The 22380-nt window shown below is 58.5% G+C and carries 22 protein-coding genes; all 22 read right to left on the reverse strand.

Going from position 1 to position 22380, the window contains the following annotated elements:
* Window positions 1–2087: serine/threonine-protein kinase (locus EYB53_RS06875; RefSeq protein ID WP_503827057.1), on the reverse strand; the 2087-nt coding region annotated here is incomplete at its 3' end.
* Between the two features lie 115 nt (window positions 2088–2202).
* Window positions 2203–2868, reverse strand: a complete 666-nt coding sequence (locus EYB53_RS06880) for a hypothetical protein (protein WP_135477472.1) — start codon at window positions 2866–2868, stop codon at window positions 2203–2205.
* A gap of 10 nt (window positions 2869–2878) precedes the next feature.
* Window positions 2879–3679: a DUF6754 domain-containing protein gene (locus EYB53_RS06885; RefSeq protein WP_135477473.1), complete on the reverse strand. Its 801-nt coding sequence runs from the start codon at window positions 3677–3679 to the stop codon at window positions 2879–2881.
* Between the two features lie 89 nt (window positions 3680–3768).
* Complete coding sequence (locus EYB53_RS06890) at window positions 3769–4005, reverse strand: hypothetical protein (RefSeq protein WP_135477474.1); 237 nt, start codon at window positions 4003–4005, stop codon at window positions 3769–3771.
* Window positions 3992–4450: an SRPBCC family protein gene (locus tag EYB53_RS06895; protein WP_135477475.1), complete on the reverse strand. Its 459-nt coding sequence runs from the start codon at window positions 4448–4450 to the stop codon at window positions 3992–3994. The genes EYB53_RS06890 and EYB53_RS06895 overlap by 14 nt, the downstream gene beginning before the upstream one ends.
* 13 nt (window positions 4451–4463) lie before the next feature.
* Window positions 4464–4700 carry a hypothetical protein gene (locus tag EYB53_RS06900; RefSeq protein WP_097650674.1) on the reverse strand — a complete coding sequence of 79 codons (237 nt, stop codon included), beginning with the start codon at window positions 4698–4700 and terminating at the stop codon, window positions 4464–4466.
* 48 nt (window positions 4701–4748) lie between these two features.
* Window positions 4749–6353: an oligosaccharide flippase family protein gene (locus tag EYB53_RS06905; RefSeq protein WP_135477476.1), complete on the reverse strand. Its 1605-nt coding sequence runs from the start codon at window positions 6351–6353 to the stop codon at window positions 4749–4751.
* A 6-nt stretch (window positions 6354–6359) separates the two neighbouring features.
* Complete coding sequence (locus EYB53_RS06910) at window positions 6360–7181, reverse strand: ComEC/Rec2 family competence protein (protein WP_135477477.1); 822 nt, start codon at window positions 7179–7181, stop codon at window positions 6360–6362.
* A 77-nt stretch (window positions 7182–7258) separates the two neighbouring features.
* Window positions 7259–7645, reverse strand: a complete 387-nt coding sequence (locus EYB53_RS06915; RefSeq protein ID WP_205712601.1) for a RidA family protein — start codon at window positions 7643–7645, stop codon at window positions 7259–7261.
* 64 nt (window positions 7646–7709) lie between these two features.
* Window positions 7710–9644, reverse strand: coding sequence for a hypothetical protein (locus EYB53_RS06920; protein WP_135477478.1), 1935 nt, complete (start codon window positions 9642–9644; stop codon window positions 7710–7712).
* Between the two features lie 23 nt (window positions 9645–9667).
* Complete coding sequence (xseB, locus tag EYB53_RS06925) at window positions 9668–9895, reverse strand: exodeoxyribonuclease VII small subunit (protein ID WP_135477479.1); 228 nt, start codon at window positions 9893–9895, stop codon at window positions 9668–9670.
* Window positions 9892–11106 carry an exodeoxyribonuclease VII large subunit gene (gene xseA, locus EYB53_RS06930; protein ID WP_135477480.1) on the reverse strand — a complete coding sequence of 405 codons (1215 nt, stop codon included), beginning with the start codon at window positions 11104–11106 and terminating at the stop codon, window positions 9892–9894. Before xseA ends, xseB begins: the two co-directional genes overlap by 4 nt.
* A gap of 17 nt (window positions 11107–11123) precedes the next feature.
* The gene (gene accB, locus EYB53_RS06935; RefSeq protein ID WP_135477481.1) at window positions 11124–11648 is read right to left on the reverse strand and encodes an acetyl-CoA carboxylase biotin carboxyl carrier protein; all 525 of its coding nucleotides are present in this window, start codon (window positions 11646–11648) and stop codon (window positions 11124–11126) included.
* A gap of 66 nt (window positions 11649–11714) precedes the next feature.
* The gene (locus tag EYB53_RS06940; RefSeq protein ID WP_135477482.1) at window positions 11715–12749 is read right to left on the reverse strand and encodes a GHMP family kinase ATP-binding protein; all 1035 of its coding nucleotides are present in this window, start codon (window positions 12747–12749) and stop codon (window positions 11715–11717) included.
* Between the two features lie 57 nt (window positions 12750–12806).
* Window positions 12807–13556 (reverse strand): CPBP family intramembrane glutamic endopeptidase, encoded by a 750-nt coding sequence (locus EYB53_RS06945; protein ID WP_135477483.1) that lies wholly within the window; start codon window positions 13554–13556, stop codon window positions 12807–12809.
* Between the two features lie 252 nt (window positions 13557–13808).
* Window positions 13809–14417, reverse strand: coding sequence for a 3-isopropylmalate dehydratase small subunit (gene leuD, locus EYB53_RS06950; protein ID WP_135477484.1), 609 nt, complete (start codon window positions 14415–14417; stop codon window positions 13809–13811).
* Between the two features lie 192 nt (window positions 14418–14609).
* Complete coding sequence (gene leuC / locus EYB53_RS06955) at window positions 14610–16028, reverse strand: 3-isopropylmalate dehydratase large subunit (protein WP_135477485.1); 1419 nt, start codon at window positions 16026–16028, stop codon at window positions 14610–14612.
* Window positions 16029–16082: 54 nt separating this feature from the next.
* Entirely contained in the window at window positions 16083–17675 is a 1593-nt protein-coding gene (cimA, locus tag EYB53_RS06960; RefSeq protein ID WP_135477486.1) for a citramalate synthase, read from the reverse strand.
* Window positions 17676–17712: 37 nt separating this feature from the next.
* Window positions 17713–18546: a prephenate dehydratase gene (gene pheA, locus EYB53_RS06965; protein ID WP_135477487.1), complete on the reverse strand. Its 834-nt coding sequence runs from the start codon at window positions 18544–18546 to the stop codon at window positions 17713–17715.
* 64 nt (window positions 18547–18610) lie between these two features.
* A complete protein-coding gene (locus tag EYB53_RS06970) occupies window positions 18611–20293 on the reverse strand; it encodes a 2-isopropylmalate synthase (protein WP_135477488.1) in 1683 nt (560 codons plus the stop codon).
* Between the two features lie 246 nt (window positions 20294–20539).
* On the reverse strand, window positions 20540–21562 hold the full coding sequence (ilvC, locus tag EYB53_RS06975; protein ID WP_135477489.1) for a ketol-acid reductoisomerase: 1023 nt from the start codon (window positions 21560–21562) through the stop codon (window positions 20540–20542).
* Between the two features lie 237 nt (window positions 21563–21799).
* Window positions 21800–22339 carry an acetolactate synthase small subunit gene (gene ilvN / locus EYB53_RS06980; RefSeq protein WP_135477490.1) on the reverse strand — a complete coding sequence of 180 codons (540 nt, stop codon included), beginning with the start codon at window positions 22337–22339 and terminating at the stop codon, window positions 21800–21802.
* Window positions 22340–22380: the final 41 nt, after the last annotated feature.

Consider the following 22380-nt stretch of genomic DNA (forward strand, 5'->3'; position numbering starts at 1 on the left):
GGGGGCGCAGCGGGTTCGGCCTCGTGTTGCGCGGCGGGGGCGAAGGGATCAGCGGGGGCCGCGTCCACGTCTTCCAACCAGGCGGGCATGCCGCTGGGCGGGGGCGCAGCGGGTTCGGCCTCGTGTTGCGCGGCGGGGGCGAAGGGATCAGCGGAGGCCGCGTCTACGTCTTCTAACCAGGCGGGCATGCTGCCGGGCGGGGGCGCATCGGGCGGGGGCGCGTCAGCCTCTTGCTGCCAACCTGCCGTATCTTTCCCATCAGAGTCATCATCGGCTGAAGCGGCTTCACGGAGCCAGGAAGGCATCTCGACATCAGTCGCAGCCGCCTCCTCACTCGCCTGAAGCGCCTCTTCCCTGAGGCTTGCTTCAACTGGAGCGATCGCCTCACGGAGCCAGGTCGGAATATCCGCATCCGTGGGCGGCTTCACCTCGGCGGCTGGTGCATCTTGCCTGAGCCACGCTGGAATCTCTTCGGAAGCATCGTCTGGTTCGCTGAGCCAGTCAGGTGTTGCTGATGCGGGGGTCGCCGTCTCATCTTGCAGCCATGCGAGCACATCATCAGCCTGCGCCGAGTCTGCGCGGGTGGCTTCAGCCAGATCTTCACGCAGCCACTCAGGAACCTGATCGTCAGCCGATGATGTTTCAGCCTTACTCAGCCATGCAGGGGCCTCGACCGGGGGAACATCTTCATCACGCAGCCAGGCTTCAACATCTTCGGGAGGCTGGATGGCCTCAGGTTGGCCTGAATCAGCCGATGCATCACCGAGCCATGCCGAAGCTTCTCCTGGCTGTTCACCCTCAGCGACCGAACCGGCTTCCCAATCAGTGTCAGAGGGTTCGGCCACTGGTTTATGTGCCTCGCGGAGCCAGGTAGGCACATCAGAGACTGTCGCCTGGGCATCAGCGTCTGGCAGGTTCTCGACGTCGGCCTCATCAGACTCAGCCCGGGCCTCGGCTTCACGGAGCCAGGTAGGCACATCACCAGGATCGAGGGAAGATGCCGGAGGCGTACGCTCCAGATCTTGCAGCCACTCGGGCATAACCTCGGCATCAGCGTCGGGCTCATCGTCGGATGCCTGCTGATCGTCCCTGAGCCAGTCGGGGACAGCAATATCGGTTGCACGATCACCCGCTGCTGGTGCTTTCGCCTCATCACCACGGAGCCAGGTTGGCACATCCACTTCTGTCGAAGACTCAACGGCTCCCTGGCCCGTCTCATCACCACGCAACCAGGTTGGCACATCAGGGTCAGTTGCGCTCTCTTGCCCTGGCTCGGAGATAAGCCAGTCGGGGAGGTCGCCGACTTCGGCCTTAGGTGTGGCAGGAGGCTCGGAGGGGGCATCGTCCCGGAGCCAGTCGGGGACATCATCAGCCCCAGTCTGTTCAAAGAGTTCAGCCGAGGAATCGGGCAGATTCCCTGCATCGGCCTCTTGCAGCCACCCGGGAACATCATCAACAGGTGCTGCTGGCGTAGAGGGACTCTCCTCGGCAATATCGCGGAGCCATGCTGGAATTTCAGCACTTGCCGCAAGATTAGCTGCCTCATTACCTGCCTTGCGTTCGGGGCGAGGATCCGGCTCAGGTTCTGGTGGGAGCAACCAGTCAGGCAGTGGCTTGCGCGGCGCCGCGCGGGCTACTGGTGGCTCGGATGGAGGAGGAAACACATCAAGCGATGGTTCTTCCGATCCGAAGTACGTCGGTTCAAGTGACGGGTCACTGACTTCGGACGCGATCGCCCGGGCGACCTCCTCTTCGGTCAAATCACGCAACCAATCAGGAATGCCCTCATTGGCGAGCGCATCTTCATCGGCTGGCGACTCAGCGGTCGTCTCATCAGGTTCAGCCAGATCCTGACCCATGCTTACGAGCCAGTCGGTTGCACCTGAGGGTAACTTTACACCAGATTTCTGGGCCTGGGTCTGGTCATCAAAGGGATTCTGATCAGCGGGGACATCAGCGCTCAGGGTTGGTTGCGCGGCCTGAGGATCAGTGAAGTCAGACAGCCATGCATCAGCTTCTGGCATTGCTGTACGAGTCGTCTCATCCTCGGCCACTTCTGCCTTGAGCTCACGTAACCATGTTGGCATCTGGTCTACTGCCGACTCTTTGGCAGGGGGAAGCGGGGGTGGAGGTAGCTCCACCTCAGCGGCGGGGTTCGCGGGAAGCGACACATTACGAAGCCATGGGGGCAAATGTTCCATGTCAGCGATCGAGATACGGTGTATCAAAGCCGAGCAGCACGCGCACCCCGGCTACCAATGCACCAAGAGCGGCACCGATGACCAGGCCTCGGGCACCAGCCACGGCCACAACATCATTCAGCCATTGAAGGGTACCGCCAATCGTTGGGATCGCTGCGAGCACGGGCAGTTGGGCCAGCAGCGCGAGGGCGGCCACCACAATCATCACGATAGCCTCGCCGCGACGCTGTTGCACAGACCGCAGGGCGGCACTCAGGCTAAAAAAGGTGAGCAAAGCCAGGAGACTACTCGCAACTGGCTCATAGACCACACGAAAGACCGTCCGAATAGGCACTTCAGCCAGATTTGCGGGAAGCACCAGGCCCCCGCGTCCTGGTAGTGGAAAGAAGATGCCAGCCACCAGCATTACCAGCATCCCTACGAGCAGCACCAGGCTATAGCGCCAATCGTTGTGTTGCTGGCGCACCCGCCCCACGTGGTGTCCGGCCACACTCACGATTCCCAACAGCAGCGCAACTGCGGTAAGCACGGCTGCCCATCCAACGAGCAGCGTTGCCAGGGCTGCAAGTGCGCCCTCACCCCCGGCAAAATCCATGAGGACAATCACCCCACAGACTCCGGCGAGCATGACAGCAAACAGGCGTTTCACATCGCGCAGCAATGACATAGTATCTGCTTTAGGGTGATGGTAGCGGAGGCAAATTCAGTACGGGTTGGAGCAAGCTATAGAGCAACCCACCGATCAACACCACGATAGTCACGGTACGCAGACCATCCTGGGTCAGCAGACGTGCCTGGGCGGGACCTTCGGTATCCAGATAGGCTTCAGCCGCAAAAATCTCTTCTCCAATCAACGTAGAAGGCGTTGTCAGCAGCATGAGGGGCAGCGCCGAGGCACCGGTTGTCCCGATCACTTGGGGCAGATGGCGTTGTGCCCCCTCTTCACCGGCTAGCAAAAACTCTTGTTGAAAGCCACCGACGAGGACACTGAGCTCAAGCGGCTCACGGGCATAGACTGTTGCGACACCGGTTGCATAGGCAAACTTGTCATTATGCGCAAGCAGTTGCACAGACGACGCGTCATAGGCGCGGGCTTGTCCGGCCATCTGATAAGCCTGGCGCACACTACCACGCAGGGCACTATGGGCAATCACATCACCCGACGTCACCAAGATAGGAGCACCTTTGAGGGCGGCCTCACTGCTAATGCGCTGAACCACCAGCAATCCGGCGAGCAACTCGGCGGTACGAGCGCGACTACCATCGGCTGCCCCGAGCACACTTGCCCCTGGCGAAAGATGCACGGCACGGCCCGTCTCGGCACCACGCCCGAGGGCAGTGTGTACCGGATCAAGGGCTGGCAGCGGACGCCGCGGCGGGATTTGGCCATTCACTGCCCGTGCGTGATGGAGCCAGGTCATTGCCACGACCACCAGCAGGGCGACCAGCAACAAGATTGCTTCAGGGGCAAGGGCCATTGGTCTACTCCAGCCAGACGTTCCCTGGCAATTCTTTACAATGCAAAAGGGTTTCGTCGCTATGAGTGTAACCCAGCGCAAAGCCTTTGTCAATCATCACGGGCAAGCAGTTGGCGCAGTTCTCCCCACCCATTTGGTTCACCGAGCGCTGTTGCAACTGGCTCGATCCTTGTCCCGCGTACAAAAGGCATCCCAAAGCGTACCAGGTTACTACTCAGCACATCAATCGGGCCAAACATCTCAAGGATCAGCAGGGCGGGTGTGCGCAAGCCGGCCCGCTCGAGCAGTGCGGCCAGGCTAACCAGTGGTTCCTCAGGGCTTGACATGGGGCGTTCCTTCAACCCGATGTTTGAGCGCCTCCAGGAACTCATCGGCGAGCCGTTCAAAGCGTCGGCGCTGCGTCGTATCGAGGAGACTTGCAATCAACCCGTGCAAATCAATCGAGTCGACGCGTTCGATCCGCGACTGTCCATCCTCAAGTGGCACAATGCGACAGCGGTTGAACCCGGTCAAAGGCGGAAAGCTGATCCGAAAACGGGTTGCCCGGATCAGCGGGGTAAATTCAACCACCTGCATATCTGCATGCACCACCCGTCCACTCAACCGAAAGCGATAGCCCGGCCCTGGCGTGTCCCCTTCCGGTAGGTCGACGCGTACATTCTCAAACGAGGGCATCCAGGCAGGCCAGTGCCCAAAATCATCAAGCACCGCAAAGATCTGTTCGGGTGAGGCTGTGGTAATTGCCGAGGCTGCGATCTCATAACTGATCATAAGCAGACTAATCTTATCTCTTGACCGTTGAACTACGCCATGTGGCCCACCGCCGACGCAGTTGTTCAGCGGGCCAGCGTGCGGGCAGGTAGCCCCCATGATGGGTCACGACGACGGCCATCACGCCCTGCGGCACTTGTCCATATGTCTGTCGAATCCGCCCATCAAGTGCAGGCTGATAGTGCAGCACTGCAACGATCTCGTGGAAGGGCAACACGAGTCCATTGTACCCAAGCCAGAGGGTTTCCACCTTGTTGTATGCCTATTATAGAGCAAGCGTAGCTTGTCCTTCATAGTATCATACTTTACCGAGGATGCGTAACACGAGGGCCCGTTCTTCGGCCCCGATGCCCCCTACGGCCCAGAGGGCTATGCCATAGACGACGGGGGCGCTCAGGGCGGCCACGATGCTGCCCGGCCAATCACCAATCAGCCATTGCAGGCCTGCCATGCCAAGCCCCATGATAATGCAGGCCAGCCCGGGCCGCCAGCTGAACCGTAGGATCTCGGGCGGGCATCCTTCGCTGGTGAGCAGGGGTTTGAAGATAAGATAGAGCACCACTTCCGAAAGAATGGTGATGCCGGCTGCGGCATAGAGGGCCCAGGCAGGCTGGCCGAACCAGATGGTGGCAACGGGGATCGCGACCATGTTGGCCCCTAGATTGAAGATGGCCCCAATGATAAAGGCACGGGTAATGGCCGTCTGGCGGTCGAGGGCAATCAGCGCGTATTGCAACAGTCCATTCGCAAAGGAGAGCGGGAGAAACCAGGCGAGAATCGCGAGGGCGATCACTGCATACTGGTAGTCACCAAATTGAGAGCGGGTAAAGAAGCGTACGAGATCATAGGCGAGCAGGGTGATCCCCATGGCCAAGGGAAAGGCCAGGATCAACAGGAGTTGCAAGGTGCGGCGCATCGCCGAGGCAAACCCGGCACGATCATCGCCTGAACGCCGCGATAGCAGCGGAAAGACGGCGAAGGTGATGGCGGGCGGCAGGATCATGGCAATGCCCATAATCGTGTAGGTCAGGTTGTATTGCCCGACCAGCGCTTCGGCTTGCCCGCCACTGAAGGCACGCACGATGAAAACGTCAAAACGAAAGAAGACGGCCCCCAGCAAGTTGTTGAGCATCAAGGGCAGGGCTGGCCCGAGTGTCGCCCACATGGCCTGGCGATTCCAGGTGAGTTCGGGGCGGAAGAAGTCACGCCGCTGGAGGACGAAAAAGCAACCTGCTGTGATGCTCGACACGATCACCGCACTCCACGCGAGCCCCAGAATGCCCAGACCAAGCACAATGACGGCAATGCGCCCCAGAAAGCTCAACGCCGCCGTGATTAATTCCATCAAGGCCGGGACTTCCATGCGTTCGTTCGCATGGTAGAGTGCGGTCACGGCCCCGGAATAGGCCCCCGGAACAAGGGTCAGCATTAAAACGAAAATGACCGCCGTGCCTTCGCTCGAGAGGGGCTGCCCCAGCAAGGCAAAGCTGCCCACGACCATGATCCCGATGGGCACGGCGATGAACCCGATCAACAAGAGCCGCAGGGCGAGCGTTACACCAAAGAGTCGTCTGGCTGCCCCGGGATCGCGGGCGACTTCGCGGGTCAAGAGTACACCCAAGCCAAATTCGGTCAGAATGGCAAGGTATTGACTCACCAGCAGTGCGGCAAAGGTATAGTCGCCAAAACGGGCCACATTCAAACTGCCAGCCAGGAGAAAGAGCACGATCATATCAAGTGCGCGTACCCCAAGGCGTAAACCAAAGGTAACGGCACCATTCTTGAAGACCCGGCGAACCGCATTCTCGGGATCGTCACGATACCAGCGACGCCAGAGCAGGACGGCTAGTCCAGCCAATGCAAGAATGCCAACCAGGGCAATAGTGAGCCAGAGCAAACTCATAGTAAATCAATCAGGGTGGAGCACAATGCGTGCCGTGCGGCCATCACTCATCCACTCGATGCGTCCGTCGGCCCGTGGGTGCTGCACCTGGGGGCTGAAGCGTCGGCGTTCGGCATAGCTCAACAAGACCGAGTGTTCGGTGCTATAGGCACTGCTAAAGGCGATCGCCCGTGGTCGTAGTTGCTGTACAGCACTGGTCTGCAATTCGCGTGCCCACGGATAGATCAAAAGATCAACGGGATCTTTGGCGGCACGTAATGCGGCTTGATCGCCATCACGTCCGCCAGTATGAAAGAGCACGCGGGTCGTCCCATAGGTTACAAGCAGAACAACCCCACCTTCTTTGCCTTCTTGCACGTCGATCACGACAAAGACAACGCCGTCAAGTGCAAAGCGCTGGCCTGGCCGCAGCTTTGCCACCGGCGTTGCCTGGGCACCAAGCAGCCTTTGCCACTCACCAGCATATCCCGTACGCTCAAGCCCTGGTGGGGCGAGGGCATAGCCAATGGCATAGTGGCTCAAGGCGGCAACCTGACCAGGCACACGCTTGGAATCGGTTCCGGTCAGAATGACGGCCTGCAGATCGCGTTGCCAGAAGGGCATCAAGCGCCCCAGCAAGAGCAAGAGTTGATCGCCCTCGCTTCCGCCATCAATGAGGACAAAACGCCCCGCTGGGGTGCGAAGCAAGGCTGCATCGCCGGTTACGGTCAGCAAGGAAATGTGCAGATACCCGTCAGGGCGCTGCTGCCAGGCAATAGCGGCAAGCACACCGAGCAACCCGACTATCAGCAGGGTAGCCTGAACAATGGATCGTTGGGAAAGGTGCATAACAAAGCTCACTGTGGGTCGTTGCAAGCGTTACTCGTTGTACCGCACAGTGAGCCAGAAAGATACGTGACCGGGGCCTAAATCGCGGCAATAAGTTCGATTTCGACGCGTGCATCACGTGGGAGACGGGCAACCTGAATAGTCGAGCGAGCCGGTGGATTGATCGGAAAGAATTCGGCATACGCTTCATTCATCGCCTGGAAGTCGTTCATATCAGCCAGAAAAACGGTGACTTTGACCGCACGCTCAAGGCTTGTGCCGGCGGCATGCAGTATGGCCGATAGATTGTCAAAGATCTGCCGAGTCATGGCCCCAATATCCCCCTCAACCATTTCCCCGGTGATGGGATTAATGGGCAATTGTCCTGACACAAAAACCATGTTCCCTGCGATCATCCCCTGTGAATAGGGGCCTATCGCCTTTGGTGCATCAACTGTGCTGACCTCAATTCGTTGCAGATGCATTTCCTACCTCCTTGTACAAACGAGCCTTCTCATTATATAGCATGCGCATCAAACGCTATTGCCATTACCGCATGATCACCAGATAGCCGACCATCATCAGTAATTGCCAGACGACGGGCAGCAACCCACCGAGGATAACCTCGGTTCCCCGCCAGGCATAAAGTTGCTCAAAGAGCACTGACGTCAAAAAATAGGACCAGACGATCGCGGCAAGCCATGCGAGCACAGCGACAAGCGGCAAGCCACTGGTCAGGGCGATAACACCTACCAGCAGAGGTAAGAGGCGGGGGAGTTGGGTAACAGGGTAGAGCACAAAGGCCCGGCTTCCCTCCTCTCCCCCTCCTGTCCGTTGATCGATCAGCATAGATACAAAACTGATCAGCGGCCACTCTAGCACCCCGGCAATCCAGAACCCTGCCATTGCGCCGAGCAAAAACCAGTGGGGCGGGGCATCCTGCAAGAGACTATAGCTTAGGATCAGCACGACCGGCAGCAGGGCAACCATCAGCATTGGCTGAAGGCCACTCGCCAACGAGCGTCGATCAAGTTGTAGGGTAGCTGGATCATCGCGTACCTCAACCACCAGTTTTTCCAGGATGGTCTCGCGTTGCAGTGCGAGCCAGAAGAGGAGCGAATGGGCCTCTTGTTGCAAGATAGGAGGACGATCTAGCTCTTGAAGGCGTGTGATGCGACGCAAAGCGTGTTCCAGGAGAGGCTGAAAATAGATCATCGTGGATTGGATCACGATCCCCGGAGATCGCGTTCCGTCGTAGAGCAGGCTTGTCAGCCGGCTAGTCTGGGGCAGTCCTCGTGCTTGCAACAGGACAATCTGGCTCTCTTCAGACAACTCGGTCGCCTTCACCGCGCTCACGTCTGTCCAGGGGATGACACGCCAGCGTCGGCCTAGCGCAAGGCGGACGGCGAGACCTTCACTGCGTGACTCGACGGTTGGCACAAGACTACGCAGCCAGATTAGCAAGGGAACTCCCACGACCAGGCGTAGATGAGCAGCAATTAGCAGCCATCCTGGTGTCGGCAGATCGGGGAATTCGACCAGGCCGGTGAACGGAACCCCCTGGTCGGGATAGGCTGCAAAGAGTGCCGCATAGCGTGCGTTGTCCTGAAGCCACTGGAAGGGGATAACCTGACGTATCTCGGGGATAGTGAGGGCGAGGAAGCGAACCCAGGCATCGATATAGGTAAAGAGCAAGGCCGCACTGAAGAGGAGAATTACGCCCCCGACGATGATACGCACTCGTTCCGCATACCATGCGGCGACAGGCCCGTTGGTTGTAGGAGCCGGGTTGGTCTTCAGACCATGCTCATCTTGCCAGAAGGAACGAGGATGTAGTAACAACCGAAAAAAGATCGAATGATCGTACTCGCGGGTCTGGATTACCTTTGCCCCTTCGATGGCGCGAGCTGTACGCTCACTCTGGCTCAGAATGGTCTTGAGCAAGGGGTCAAAACGATCAATGCCCGACGCGATATAAAAACCACGCTGAGATCCATAGCCGTAGATCGCGCTATAGATGCGGTGCCATGGTGTTAAGCGGCGGGGAAAGACCTCAACGAGGACGAGAAACTTCGTTCCCTGGGCATAGGGTGTAACTCTGAGCACCCGCAGATCTTCCCATTTCAGGGGCAACCATGTTCCGGCAAACTCCACCAGCATGCCAACACTGCTGGTGCGGATAGCCGGAAACGCATTGCGCACGAGCAAAGCGACAAACAGGACGATGGCACTGGCGACGAGTGGCGGCAGCAGCGCAGGAAAAAAGTCTGTCACGCTGGTCACTTGAACAGACCATAACCCAGTGAACCCCAGCAGCGGCCATGCGCGCAGCATCTCGGGCGTGATCCCGTTCAAGATCCACACCCCTTGCAGGATTGTAAGCCCAAGCCAGCCGAGACTCATCACAATGAGACCGGCTGAGAACCAACTAAGGGCTGATGTCGTCAGACGACTATAACGATGATAACTTTCGCCCACCTGCATGTGCTTCTACTCCGGATCTGGCCTTATGCCTCTAGGTCAAGATCAGGATAGACTTCGTCGCTACGGAGTTCCTGTACACGCATTTCGGCGTGATCGAGGAGTTTCTGGCAAGCGGCAGCGAGGCGCGTCCCCTGTTCATAGAGCATCAAGGCTTCGGCGAGCGGTAGATCGCCCTGTTCAAGACGGTTTACGACCGCTTGTAGTTGCCCATAGAGCATTTCGTACGTCTCGACATCAGATATGTTGCTCATTCGGACTCCTCTTCTGCTAAGGGGACAGTGACTGCTGCGAGCGTGCCATCACGGAGGTCAATCTGCAGTGGTGTCCCAGACGGAACGCCTATGACCGAACCGAGCACGTGCCCTGTCGTTGCGTGGCGTACCACGGCATAGCCCCGTTGCAGGGTAGCCTGTGGACTCAGCGTGGCAAGGCGGGCCACCAGGCCTTGCAGGGCAAGTTGGCGCATAGCGGTTGTGCGGTCAACTGCCCGGTCAAGGTGGCGTCCCAGGTCATCAACCTGCTGGCGATCACGGGCCAGGCGACGGAGGGGCGTATGGCGGTCAATCGTCGAACGTGCGTTTGCCAGGTCAGCCTGTGTGCGATTGAGCAGGGCGTCAACACTCTGATCGAGGCGCATCCGGCTTTGCCATACCAGGGCCGAAAGATCGTCGTGTTCAGGAACCGCCAGTTCAGCGGCCGCCGAGGGGGTGGGTGCCCGCAGGTCGGCCACATAATCAACCATTGTTGTATCGGTCTCGTGCCCAACCCCGGTGATCAGCGGCACCGGACTTGCAAAGACTGCGCGCGCAACCGCCTCATCATTAAACGCCCAGAGATCCTCGAGCGAGCCACCGCCGCGAGCGAGAATGACGAGATCGACCCCGGCTGCATAGACGGTGGTGAGGGCGGCAACAATGCTTGCGGGGGCACGTTCACCCTGGACAAGACATGGTGCCACCAGCACCTCGCTGAGGGGGCAACGGCGAGCGAGGATGGTGAGCATATCCTGCAGCGCAGCGCCACCGGGTGCGGTTACCAACCCGATCCGTCGTGGCAACCTTGGCAGGGGCCGTTTGCGTTCAATGGCAAAGAGCCCTTCGGCCTCGAGGCGGGCGCGCAGGGCTTCGAAGCGAGCATAGAGCAAGCCGACCCCGGCGGGCAGCAGGGTATCGGCATAGAGTTGTAGCTCGCCACGGGGCGCATAGAGCGAAAGATAGCCGTGCGCCAGGACAAGGTCGCCCATGCGGGGCAACTGACTCAGGCGCACGGCATTGCTTCGCCACATTACAGCGCGCACCAGGCCACCCTCGTCTTTGAGGCTAAAATAACAATGGCCTGAGGCTGCATGGCGCTTGAATTCGGCGACCTCACCCTGCACCCAGAGATCGCCCAGGAGCGGATGTGACTCTAACAACTCGCGGAGATATGTCGTCACCGCCGAGACTGAAAGCGCCTGATGCATTGTTCCCTGCAATGACGTTACAGTGGCTCGATGATCATCAGCGCCTGCCCATATTCGACAGGTTGCCCATTCTTGACCAGAATGCGGGCAACGCGTCCGGCAGTATCGCTTTCGATCTCATTCATCATCTTCATCGCTTCAATGATCCCGATGGGATCGCCGGCCCGCAACTCATCGCCTTCCTGGACGAAGGGCGCATCTTTGGGTGAAGGGGACGCATAGAACGTGCCAACCATCGGAGCCGTGATCGTGTGCCCGGCGGGCATTTCGGTGGGCGGCGGCTCTTCTGGCGTAAATGCCGATGGCATTGGCATCGTTGGGATCGGTCCAGGCATATAGGACGGCTGAATCATTGGTGCCATCGTCATTGGCTGTGCTGTCGTAATGACCGTGCCACGTTTGATATGCAGTTTGATTTCGCCACGTTCGATAAGAATCTCGGTGACGTCGCTCTTGTCAATCATGCCCAATAATTCGCGTACGGCACTCAACCCGTAGAGATCGGTTTCCGCTGTGGCGGTTTCGATTGGTACGTCACTCATAACTTGCCCAGAGCCTCCATGTGATAGGATCTAGCCCATTGTAGCATAGATTCAGACCGGCGCTTGCTACACATGCTCTTGCACCGTCCAGGCCTGTACCCCGTGGGTTACAAAGGAGAAGGGGCGCATCTGGACCCCCGCTTCTCTCAGAACGCGTTCGAGTTCGAGTCGGCGATCAAAGGGGCAGGCAAAGACCATAAAGCCGCCCCCGCCAGCCCCAGTAATTTTGCCTCCCCAGGCACCATGGCGTCGAGCCAGCGCATAGACCTCGTCAACGATGGGCGGGGCGATGTGGGGTGAGAAGGCTTTTTTGACTTCCCAGGCATCGTGTAGCAAGCGGCCAAAATCGGCAATGCGCAACTCGCGGAGCAGCCTGGTGGCTTCGTCGACAAACGCTTTGGTCTCGTCGTGGTAACGCAGCGTATCGCCACTGACGAGGCGTTGCACCTGGTCTTCCATCAGATGATGACGGAGGAGTTGACGATCACCGATATAGCCGATAATAAGGCAACTCTCGAGTTCGAGCAGGGCGGTCGGGTCTGTAACCACTGGTTCAACAATCACGCGGCCTTTGCCAAAGTGGTAGACACACATGCCGCCAAAAACGGCCGCATACTGATCCTGACGCCCCCCAGGGATGCCCAGGTCAACCCGTTCGATGCGATAAGCGAGTTCAGCGAGTTCGTGGGCATCAAAGCTCTCGTTGGCAACATTGTAGAGCAGTTTGAGCATGCTCACAACGAGGGCCGACGATGATCCCAGCCCACTGCCCGGCGGTGCATCGCTGAACATCGTAATCTTGTAGCCCGGTTGGGTTGCTTCAAGGGATGGTTGCAAATGGGGCATCGCGTCGAGCACGGCCTGCGGCAGCGCCAGTTTCCCATCCCAGACGCGCCCGCTTACCATACGACTCACTTCTTGCAGATCAAGGGATCGAATGGTAAGGCCTGGTTGTGTGCTGGGGTTGAGCATACAGCGCACATATAAGTTGATCGTACAATTCAAGACCTTGCCGCCATGCTCTTCAGCATACGGGGTTACGTCAGTTCCTCCGCCAAAAAAGCCTATCCGCATCGGGGCGCGGGCTTTGTAGATCTTCATACACTCCTCATGACCGTTCACCTCCGAGGGCGTGATCAAGGTGAACGTGGCTTGTCTTTATGTGCCCGCCAGCGCTGCATTGATTGCCAGGATCGCCAGGCCGTTTTGCATCATATGCAAGAGGACACTGGGCCAGATCGAGCCACTGCGTTCACGTAGATAGGCGAGCAACAGACCTAAGACAAACAGGGCTGGAAAGATGACTGGAATGACGTGGACAACGGTGAAGGCAGCGGCGTTCAGCGCAATCGCAGTGATGATAGACGCACGATAGCGCATCAACGGGTAGATCATCCCGCGAAAGAAGAGTTCTTCGGCGAAAGGGACCAGCCCTGCGACAAGCAACAAGAGCATGACGAGCTCTGCACTCGTCAGTGCTCGTCCGCCACTGATCGCTTCGATCTGAGGGTTTTCAAAATCACCGATCAAAAAAACGATAAGACTATTGATTAAAATAAGCAGGAAAAGTGCTGCCAGGTAGAGGGGAATGACCAGCAGATAATCACGTCGGCGCGCCGAACGGACACCGAGGGCTTGCCAGCCAGCGTGGCGTGCCGCAAAGAGGTAGACCCCTCCGATCAGGCTGAGATAAAAGCCCACCATGACCAGATAGAGGACGGGCGAAACAATGCCACTTCCGACCTCGAGGCCCAGCCCGCTGGTAAGAACCTGAACCATCAAACTCAAGATGATCAAAGCCCCGATACTCACCAGGGCAGCCAGGCCCACACTACGCCAACCCCAGGCAGGCGGTGTAGACGTGGGCTGTGGTGACTCCGGGGTCGTGATCGATTCTTCCATGTACATGGATGCTACTCCGTAGAAGGTTTGATTCCCTTATAACACATTGTGTACATGTTGGCAATGGGTTTTTGCTGCGTAGTGCTTCGTGGGGGCCTGCTGCTCAGGTGGATGAGCGTTAGGGCGGATGCCCTAAAAACCCATGCGTGTGCTGGCGCAAGTGGCCAGCGAAGTTGACCACTTGCGCCAGCACACGCGAGCTTCTTGGGGGCCTACGGCCCCCAAACCCTCAGCCAGAGGCTTGCGCCAGCATCATGTTTAGAGGTGGGTATTCAGGGTGATCGGGCTCGCGGCTTCGTAGCTGCGTACGTCCTCGTCCTGTTGCATCAGGAAGCCGAGTTGATCGATCCCGTTGAGCAGGCAGTGACGGGCAAAGTTGTCGATGGGGAAGGCGACTGCGCGCCCCCCCGGCAAGATGACCTGCTGGGCCGCGAGGTCAATGGTCACCGAGGTTTCGGGGTCTTCTTCGATGTGACTCAAGAGTTCGTGGTAGGTCTCTTCATCAACTGTTACCGGCAACAGGCCAATTTTCAAGGCATTGCCACGAAAGATGTCGGCAAAATAGGGCGAGATGATCGCCTTGAAGCCATAGCCGGCCAGCGCCCACGGTGCGTGCTCGCGCGAACTGCCACAGCCAAAATTGCGCCCGGCGACAAGCACGCTTGCGCCGGCTGCCTCGGGGCGATTCAGGGCAAAATCGGGGTTGGGCGTGCCATCTGGCAGATACCGCCAGACCGTAAAGAGCCCTTCGGCCAGTCCACTCTTGTCGGTTACTTTCAGATATTTGGCTGGGATCACCTGATCGGTATCGACATTATCAAGCGGCAACGCAACCGCCTTGCCGGCAAAGGTTGTGATCGGTTCCATGTGGTGTCGTCTCGCTTTCTTTGCGCATGGGGCCACAGGCCCCATGCGCATGAACGTTAGGGCTGACGCCCTACAAACCCGTGTGTATGCTGGCGCAAACGGCCAGCGAAGCTGGCCGTTTGCGCCAGCATGCGAGATGTTTGGGGGCCGCAGGCCCTATGTACACGAACATTAGGGCGGCAGGCCTTGTCACTAGTCAAGCAGGGTGCGTGGGTCGGTGACAACCCCGGTCAGGGCTGAAGCGACGGCGGTGAGCGGGCTGGCAAGGAGGGTGCGAGCGCCTGGTCCTTGCCGCCCGACAAAGTTCCGGTTGCTCGTCGAGACGGCGTATTTGCCCGGAGGCACCTGGTCGGCATTCATGCCGAGACATGCTGAGCAGCCGGCTTCGCGCCATTCGGCTCCTGCCGCTTTGAAGATCGTGTCGAGGCCCTCTTCTTCAGCTTGGCGTTTGACCTGCTGGCTGCCTGGCACGACCATCACGCGGATCCCGTCGGCAACTTTGCGCCCGCGCAGATGGTGGGCGACCTGGCGCAAATCGTTGATGCGCGAGTTGGTACACGAGCCAATGAAGACCACATCAATCGGGTGGCCGAGCAGGGGCTTGCCAGGCTCAAGCTTCATATAATTCAAGGCCGCGTCGAGTTCCTGGCGGCTACCGGGATCGGGCATCTGTTCAGGGGTCGGCACCGGTGCATCAATTGGGATGCCCATCCCGGGGTTGGTGCCATAGGTGATCATCGGGGCAAGACTCGAGGCATCGAGGAACATCTCTTTGTCAAAGATGGCCTCGGGGGCGCTGGGCAGGGTGCGCCAGCGGGCCACGGCGGCGTCGAAATCAGCGCCTTTGGGCGCATACGGGCGCCCGGCGACATACTCAAAGGTTGTCTCGTCGGGGGCAACCATGCCAGCGCGTGCGCCGCCTTCGATGCTCATGTTGCAGATGGTCATTCGCTCTTCCATCGAAAGCGCGCGCATCGCTTCGCCCATATACTCAAAGACGTGCCCGGTTCCGCCGCCTACCCCATATTTGGCAATCAGCGCGAGAATAATATCCTTGGCCGTCACACCGGGGTGCAACCGACCCTCAATCCGGACGGCACAGGTTTTGGGCCGCGACTGGAGCAGACACTGGCTGGCGAGCACATGGCCTACCTCTGACGTACCGATGCCAAACGCGAGCGCCCCAAAAGCGCCGTGGGTGCTGGTGTGGCTATCGCCACAGACAATCGTCATGCCTGGTTGGGTCAGACCCTGCTCGGGACCAATCACGTGGACAATGCCCTGATTGGCGCTGCCTAGCTCGAAGAGCGGAATGCCAAAGTCGGCACAATTTTTACGCAATTGATCAAGCTGGGCAATCGCCTGGGGATCGATCACCGGGATGATACCCAGGGCATTGCGGGGCGTTGTTGGCGTACTGTGATCCATTGTTGCCAGGGTGCGATCAGGCCGACGCACGCGCAACCCGCGCTGGCGCAATTCGGTAAAGGCCTGGGGCGAGGTGACCTCGTGGATCAGGTGGAGATCAATATAGAGCACCGCTGGTGTGTCTGGTGTCTCAGGGCGAACAATATGGGCATCCCATACATTGTCAAAGAGGGTCTTTGGCATTGATTTGCTTTCTAGGTAGTTACCGCTGCGTCGAAAACGGACAAGTTCTGTGACTTATGAAGACTCTCTGTTCTGGCGCTCGCGTGAGCGCAGCAGGGGCAATTCGAGACTGTCCCACAGGGCCTGATAGCTTGCTTCAATGATATTGTGCGAGGCCCCGATGGTAGACCAGCGTTCGTCGCCTCTGGCACTCTCGATCAGCACGCGGGGTGTTGCGGCCGTGCCGCGATGCTCGTCAATAATGCGTACTTTGTAGTCAACCAGGCGCACCTCGGCAAGTTCAGGATAGTGGGGCAACAGCGCTTTGCGGATGGCTCCGTCGAGCGCATTGACTGGCCCGTCGCCCTCGGCAGCGGTGTGCATCACCTGATCACCAACGCGCACCTTGACCGTCGCCTGCGAAGTGATCTGGTGGTTGCCACGTTTTTCCACAATGACCGTAAAGTCGAGCAGGTCAAAGGGAGGCGCATAATCAACCGCGCTACGCCGGATCAGCATTTCGAAGCTCCCTTCCGCGGCTTCAAACTGAAACCCGCGGTGCTCAAGCTCTTTGATGCGCTGAACCACGTTGCCTTCGACGCCTTGCAGGGTCAGGCCCAGTTCCTCGGCGCGTACGCGGATATTGCCGCGACCCGCGAGTTCGCTCACCACCACTCGCTTGGTATTGCCGACCAGGGTGGGATCAATGTGCTGATAGCTTGACTCAACCTTCTCGATCGCGGCGACGTGAATGCCGCCCTTGTGGGCAAAGGCACTGCGGCCCACATAGGCTGCGTGCGGATCGGGATTGAGGTTGGCGATTGCGGCAACACTGTGCGCAACGTCGCTGAGTTTGTGCAGTTGCGCCCGGCTGACGCACGCATACCCAAGTTTCAGTTGCAAATTCGCGATCACAGGGATCAGATCCATATTGCCGCAACGCTCGCCATAGCCGTTGATTGTGCCTTGCACCTGGCGTACGCCTTCTTGCACGGCAGCGAGCGCATTCGCAACGGCCAGGGCACCATCATTGTGCGTATGGATCCCGAGTTCAGGCTCGGGCAAGCCCTGAGCATGGAAAGATGCGCGAACCGCACGCGTGATCGCGGCGACCTCGTGGGGCAGTGCCCCGCCATTGGTATCGCAGAGCACCAGGCAATTGGCCCCGGCGCGGAATGCGGCGGCAAGCGTTGCCAACGTATAGTCGGGATCAAGCTTGTAGCCATCAAAAAAGTGTTCGGCATCGTAGACAACTTCTTTGTCGCGCTGCTTGAAATAGGCGACCGTATCAGCAATCATGGCCAGATTTTCTTCACGGGTCGTCTCGAGTACCTGTTCCACGTGGAGGATCGAACTCTTGCCAACCAATGTCACGACCGGTGTCTCGGCTGCAACGAGGGCCTGCACATTCGCATCATCTTCGCAGCGATTGCCAGCGTGCCGGGTCGCACCGAAAGCGGCCACGCGTGCATGGGTCAGACCGAGGCTTTTCACCCGCTGAAAAAACTCGGCATCCTTTGGATTCGAGCCAGGCCAGCCCCCTTCAATATAATGAATACCAAGATCATCAAGAATGCGAGCGATTTTGAGTTTATCTTCACATGAAAGGGACATGCCTTCGCGCTGCGTACCATCACGAAGCGTCGTATCATAGAGCATGATCTGCATGGCCTTGTCTCCAATCTCTGTTGGGCCAGGGTAGAGCTTACGCCTTCCAGCGCGGGTAACTACCAAACACCTTGAACATACCGGTTTTGGCACTGATGCGTTCAAGGGTTCGTTTCACGTGCGGATCTTCGCGATGCCCATTGACATCAACCAGAAAGATATACTGCCCAAGGACAGCCTTGGACGGACGTGACTCGAGCTTGGTCATATTGATGTTTGCTTCGGCGAGCTCGAGCAGCGCACCGACCAATGTTCCGGCACGATCTTCCGTAAAACCAAAGCAGAAACTCGTCTTATCGTCACCGGTTGGAGGCGCATCGGCGGTCGCCAGGACAATAAAGCGGGTGACATTGCCGAGGTTATCGGCAATATCGCGGGCAAGGATGTGCGTCCCAGTCAACTCAGCGGCCCGCAGGGTACTGATGGCTGCAGCCTTGCGGTCATCGGCAACGGCCTCGGCGGGGGCGGCACTATTCGAGAGTGACGCCACTGTCGCAACCCCTGGCAAACAGCGCTCGACAAAACGCCGACACTGCCCAAGACTCTGGGGATGGGCATAGAGTACCTCGATCTCGTCGAGACTCATCCCCGGACGCGCTACTAGATACTGGCGAATCGGAATAACGATCTCGCCAACGATCTGCAAACTTGTCTCATGGATCAACAGATCGAGGGTGTAAGTGACACTACCTTCGAGCAGATTCTCGATAGGCAGCACCCCGACTAGGGCGGCCCCGGTCTCAATCGCTGTAACGACGGCGGGGATACTGGTCAGCGACAGCAAGCCCAATTCAGGCCGGGTGGCTGCATACGCGAGCGCGGCTTCTTCCGAGAAGGTGCCTGGTGGTCCAAGATAGGCAATCAAATTCATAGGTTATTTCGCTTCTTCAGACCAATACGACTAGCGAAACTAGCCGTATTGGTCTGAAACAGCATCATCCCCCAAAGAGATCGACCGGCAGCCCGCCATCAGAGTCGGTGCTATAGCCAGCGGCGTACGCGACAGCTTCGGCCTTGATGCGTTCCTGGCGGGCAGCGAGCATCTTGTTGAGGGCGGCCATATACGCATAGGCCGCAGCCATGATGGTATCGGTATGCACCCCATAGCCACTAAAGATCTGCTGCGCAGCGCGGCGCCCGGTGAGACTGGCGGCGGTACTGGTGCTAGCGGCCATATTCAGCCCGGCATGGCCCTGTTCACGGATGCGCACCGTCACTTCAGCGACTGCATCGAGGCCTTCAGTGATCGCGTTGATCGAGAATTCCATCAATTCATTGGGGCGTTGAATAATGCGGTTGATCGCTTTGTAGATCGCATCAACGGGGCCAGTGCCTTGGTCGCTGTCAACGCGCACCTGACCATTGGGGCCGATCAGTCGCACCGTGGCGGTTGGGATCATCCCGCTGCCCGAGCCATACTGCACATGGTCGAGCGTATAAATATCGGGCGTATGCTGCATCTCGCCAGCAATCAGTGCCTCGATATCACGGTCATCAACGCGCTTCTTGCGGTCACAGAGATCCTTAAAGCGGGTGAAGACCTGTTGAAACTCCTCGGTGCTGAGCTTATAGCCCATCGCCTCAACATGCTTACGGAACGCATGGCGTCCCGAGTGCTTGCCAAGCACCAGCTCATTGCCATCGAGTCCGACCGTCTCGGCGCTCATAATCTCGTAGGTGAGCCGATTCTTCAGCACGCCATCCTGATGAATGCCTGACTCGTGGGCAAACGCATTTGCGCCAACGATCGCCTTATTGGGTGGCACAGGCACCCCAATAAAGCTTGAGACGAGACGCGAGGCGCGGGCGATCTCGTGGGTATTGATCTGGGTATGCACCTCATAAAATTGACCACGCGTATGGATCGCCATCACGACCTCTTCGAGTGACGCATTGCCAGCCCGTTCGCCGATCCCATTGATCGTACACTCAACCTGGCGAGCGCCGTTGCGCACCCCGGCGAGCGAATTGGCGACGGCAACACCAAGGTCATCGTGGCAATGGGTCGAGAGGATGCAGTGCTCGATGCCGGGCACGTTCTCGTGGAGATCGCGGATCATCGCGCCATACTCATCGGGAGTCAGATAGCCAACGGTATCAGGAATATTGAGGGTCGTGGCCCCAGCTTGGACGGCGACCGTGACGGCCTCACGTAAAAAGGTCGGATCGCTTCGCCCGGCGTCCATTGGCGAGAACTCGACCTCCTCACAGAGCGAGCGGGCATAGGTGACCATGTCGCGGATCACCTCAAGACACTCGGCGCGGGTCTTGCGGAATTGATGCTCGAGGTGAATGTCTGAGGTAGACATAAACGTATGGATACGTTTCTTGACTGCGGGCTGGATGGCCGTCCAGGCTTTCTCGATATCGTCGCGATTCGCACGGGCGAGGGCCGCAATCACGGGGCCATCGGCCGTACCAACTTCACGGGCAATTTCGTGAACCGCTGCCCAGTCGCCTGGCGAAGCGGCGGGAAAGCCAGCCTCGATAATATCCACCTTCATCCGGGCAAGCTGGCGGGCTACTTCTAGTTTCTCCTCCAACGTCATCGTACAACCGGGGGCCTGCTCGCCATCACGCAGCGTCGTATCGAAGATTCGTACGTGGCTGTCTCCCATATCACCTCTCTTTAGCTTGATCTACACTTATTGGTCTGGGAACAAGGTTTCCTGGTATGCTGGAGTGCCGGCTTTAGCCGGCTGAAGCCGGCACTCCCTTCGGCAGCAGAGCAGAAAGCTTATTTCACAGACTACTTATTGGTCTGGGAAGTAAGTTTTCTGGCTTTCCTGGGTACGCGGGCGTCCCGCCCGCTGTTGCTCCCGAAGCGGGCGGGACGCCCGCGCTCCCAGGCTAGCTCCCCGCGCTTACGCGCCGCCGGTACCGGGTTTGACTTCACGTGGATTGACAAACGGCATCATGCGGCGCAATTCCAGCCCAATGCGTTCGATGGGATGTTCAATATCGGCCTGGCGGCGTGCATTGAAGCGCGGACGGCCCTGAACATTCTCATCAATCCAATCTTCGGCAAAGGCCCCCGACTGGATATCGGCCAGGATTTGCCGCATCGCCTGGCGGGTCTCTTCAGTAATCAGCCTGGGCCCGGCGGTATAGTCGCCCCACTCGGCGGTATCTGAGACCGAGTAGCGCATATAGTTGAGGCCACCCTGATAGAAGAGATCGACGATCAGCTTGAGTTCGTGCATACACTCGAAATAGGCTACCTCGGGCTGATAGCCTGACTCGACCAGGGTTTCGAAGGCCATCTTGACGAGTGAGGAGACACCACCACAGAGCACGACCTGTTCACCAAAGAGATCCGTCTCGGTCTCTTCGCCGAAGGTCGTCGTCAGCACACCGGCGCGGGTACAGCCGAGGCCTTTGGCATACGCGAGGGCATCGGCCATGGCACCCCCGGTTGCGTCCTGCTGCACCGCGACGAGCGCCGGAACGCCGCCGCCCTGCGTATAGACCTCGCGGACGCGGTGGCCGGGGGCTTTGGGGGCGACCATGCTCACATCAATGCCAGCCGGGGGGATAATCTGCCCAAACCGGACATTGAAACCGTGGGCAAACATCAACGTCTTACCTGGCTCCATAGAAGGGGCAATATGATCACGATAAATGTCGGCCTGCCCAATATCAGGGGTGAGTATCATAATCATCTGGGCTTCGCGGGCGGCATCTGCCACACTCATCGGCTTGAGGCCGACTTCTTCCACCTTGCTCCAACTCTTTGACCCAGGATAGAGGCCAACCCGTACATCAAGCCCGCTATCGGTCAAATTACGGGCATGGGCGTGACCCTGGCTCCCGAAACCAATAATGGCAATCGGCTTGTTTTTCAGACGTTCGAGATCGGCCTGCTTGTCGTAAAAGAGCTCCGCCATGATGCTGATCTTCTCCACATAAGAGGCAGACGAGGTCTGCCAGGCTTCTGGTACAGGGCGGCTTGCCCTGTACGTCTTAGATATGCAGGGCTAGCGCCCTGAAGACCCGTGTTGCTACGAGCACTCCGTCCATCTTTTTCTGATGGATCGCCGTCTTTGGGTAAGGGCGCAGCGCGCTGCGCCCTTACCCAAAGACGGCGGTTGAAGCCAAAACTTCAACCGCCGTTGTCTGACGCCTCAATTGAGGGTTGGCACCACCCCGCTGCCATTGGTATTCTCGACATACTCGCTGGCGTTATGCCCGCGTGCGCCGCGTACCATTGCGATGCGCCCGGTGCGCATCATCTCTTTAATGCCATAGCCACGCACCACTTCGATAAAATTCTCGACCTTGCTCGGCGTACCGGTCATCTCAACAATCATCGTACTGGCCCCAACATCGACGATTTTGGCCTCGAAGACGCCAGACATTGAAACGATCTCGTGGCGAACCGACGACGGAGCGTGCAATTTGAGCACCACCATCTCACGTTCAACGATGGGATCGTCAGTGACGTCACTAACCTTGATCACCTCGATCAAGCGATAGAGTTGTTTCACCACCTGCTCGACGTGATCGGACTCGATAACGAGCGTGAGGCGGCTGATCTCGGGCTGTTCGCTATGACCGACGGCGAGACTCTCGATATTATAGCCGCGACGGCGGATCAGCCCGGCCACACGTGTGAGCACACCGGGGCGATCCTGGACAAGCGCGACAATGGTATGTTTTTTCATCGTGCCCTCTACCTCTATTTGTGGGCCTGTGGCCCTACGCT

Origin of the sequence: Candidatus Chloroploca mongolica (assembly GCF_004762035.2) — a bacterium.
GTDB lineage: Bacteria > Chloroflexota > Chloroflexia > Chloroflexales > Chloroflexaceae > Chloroploca > Chloroploca mongolica.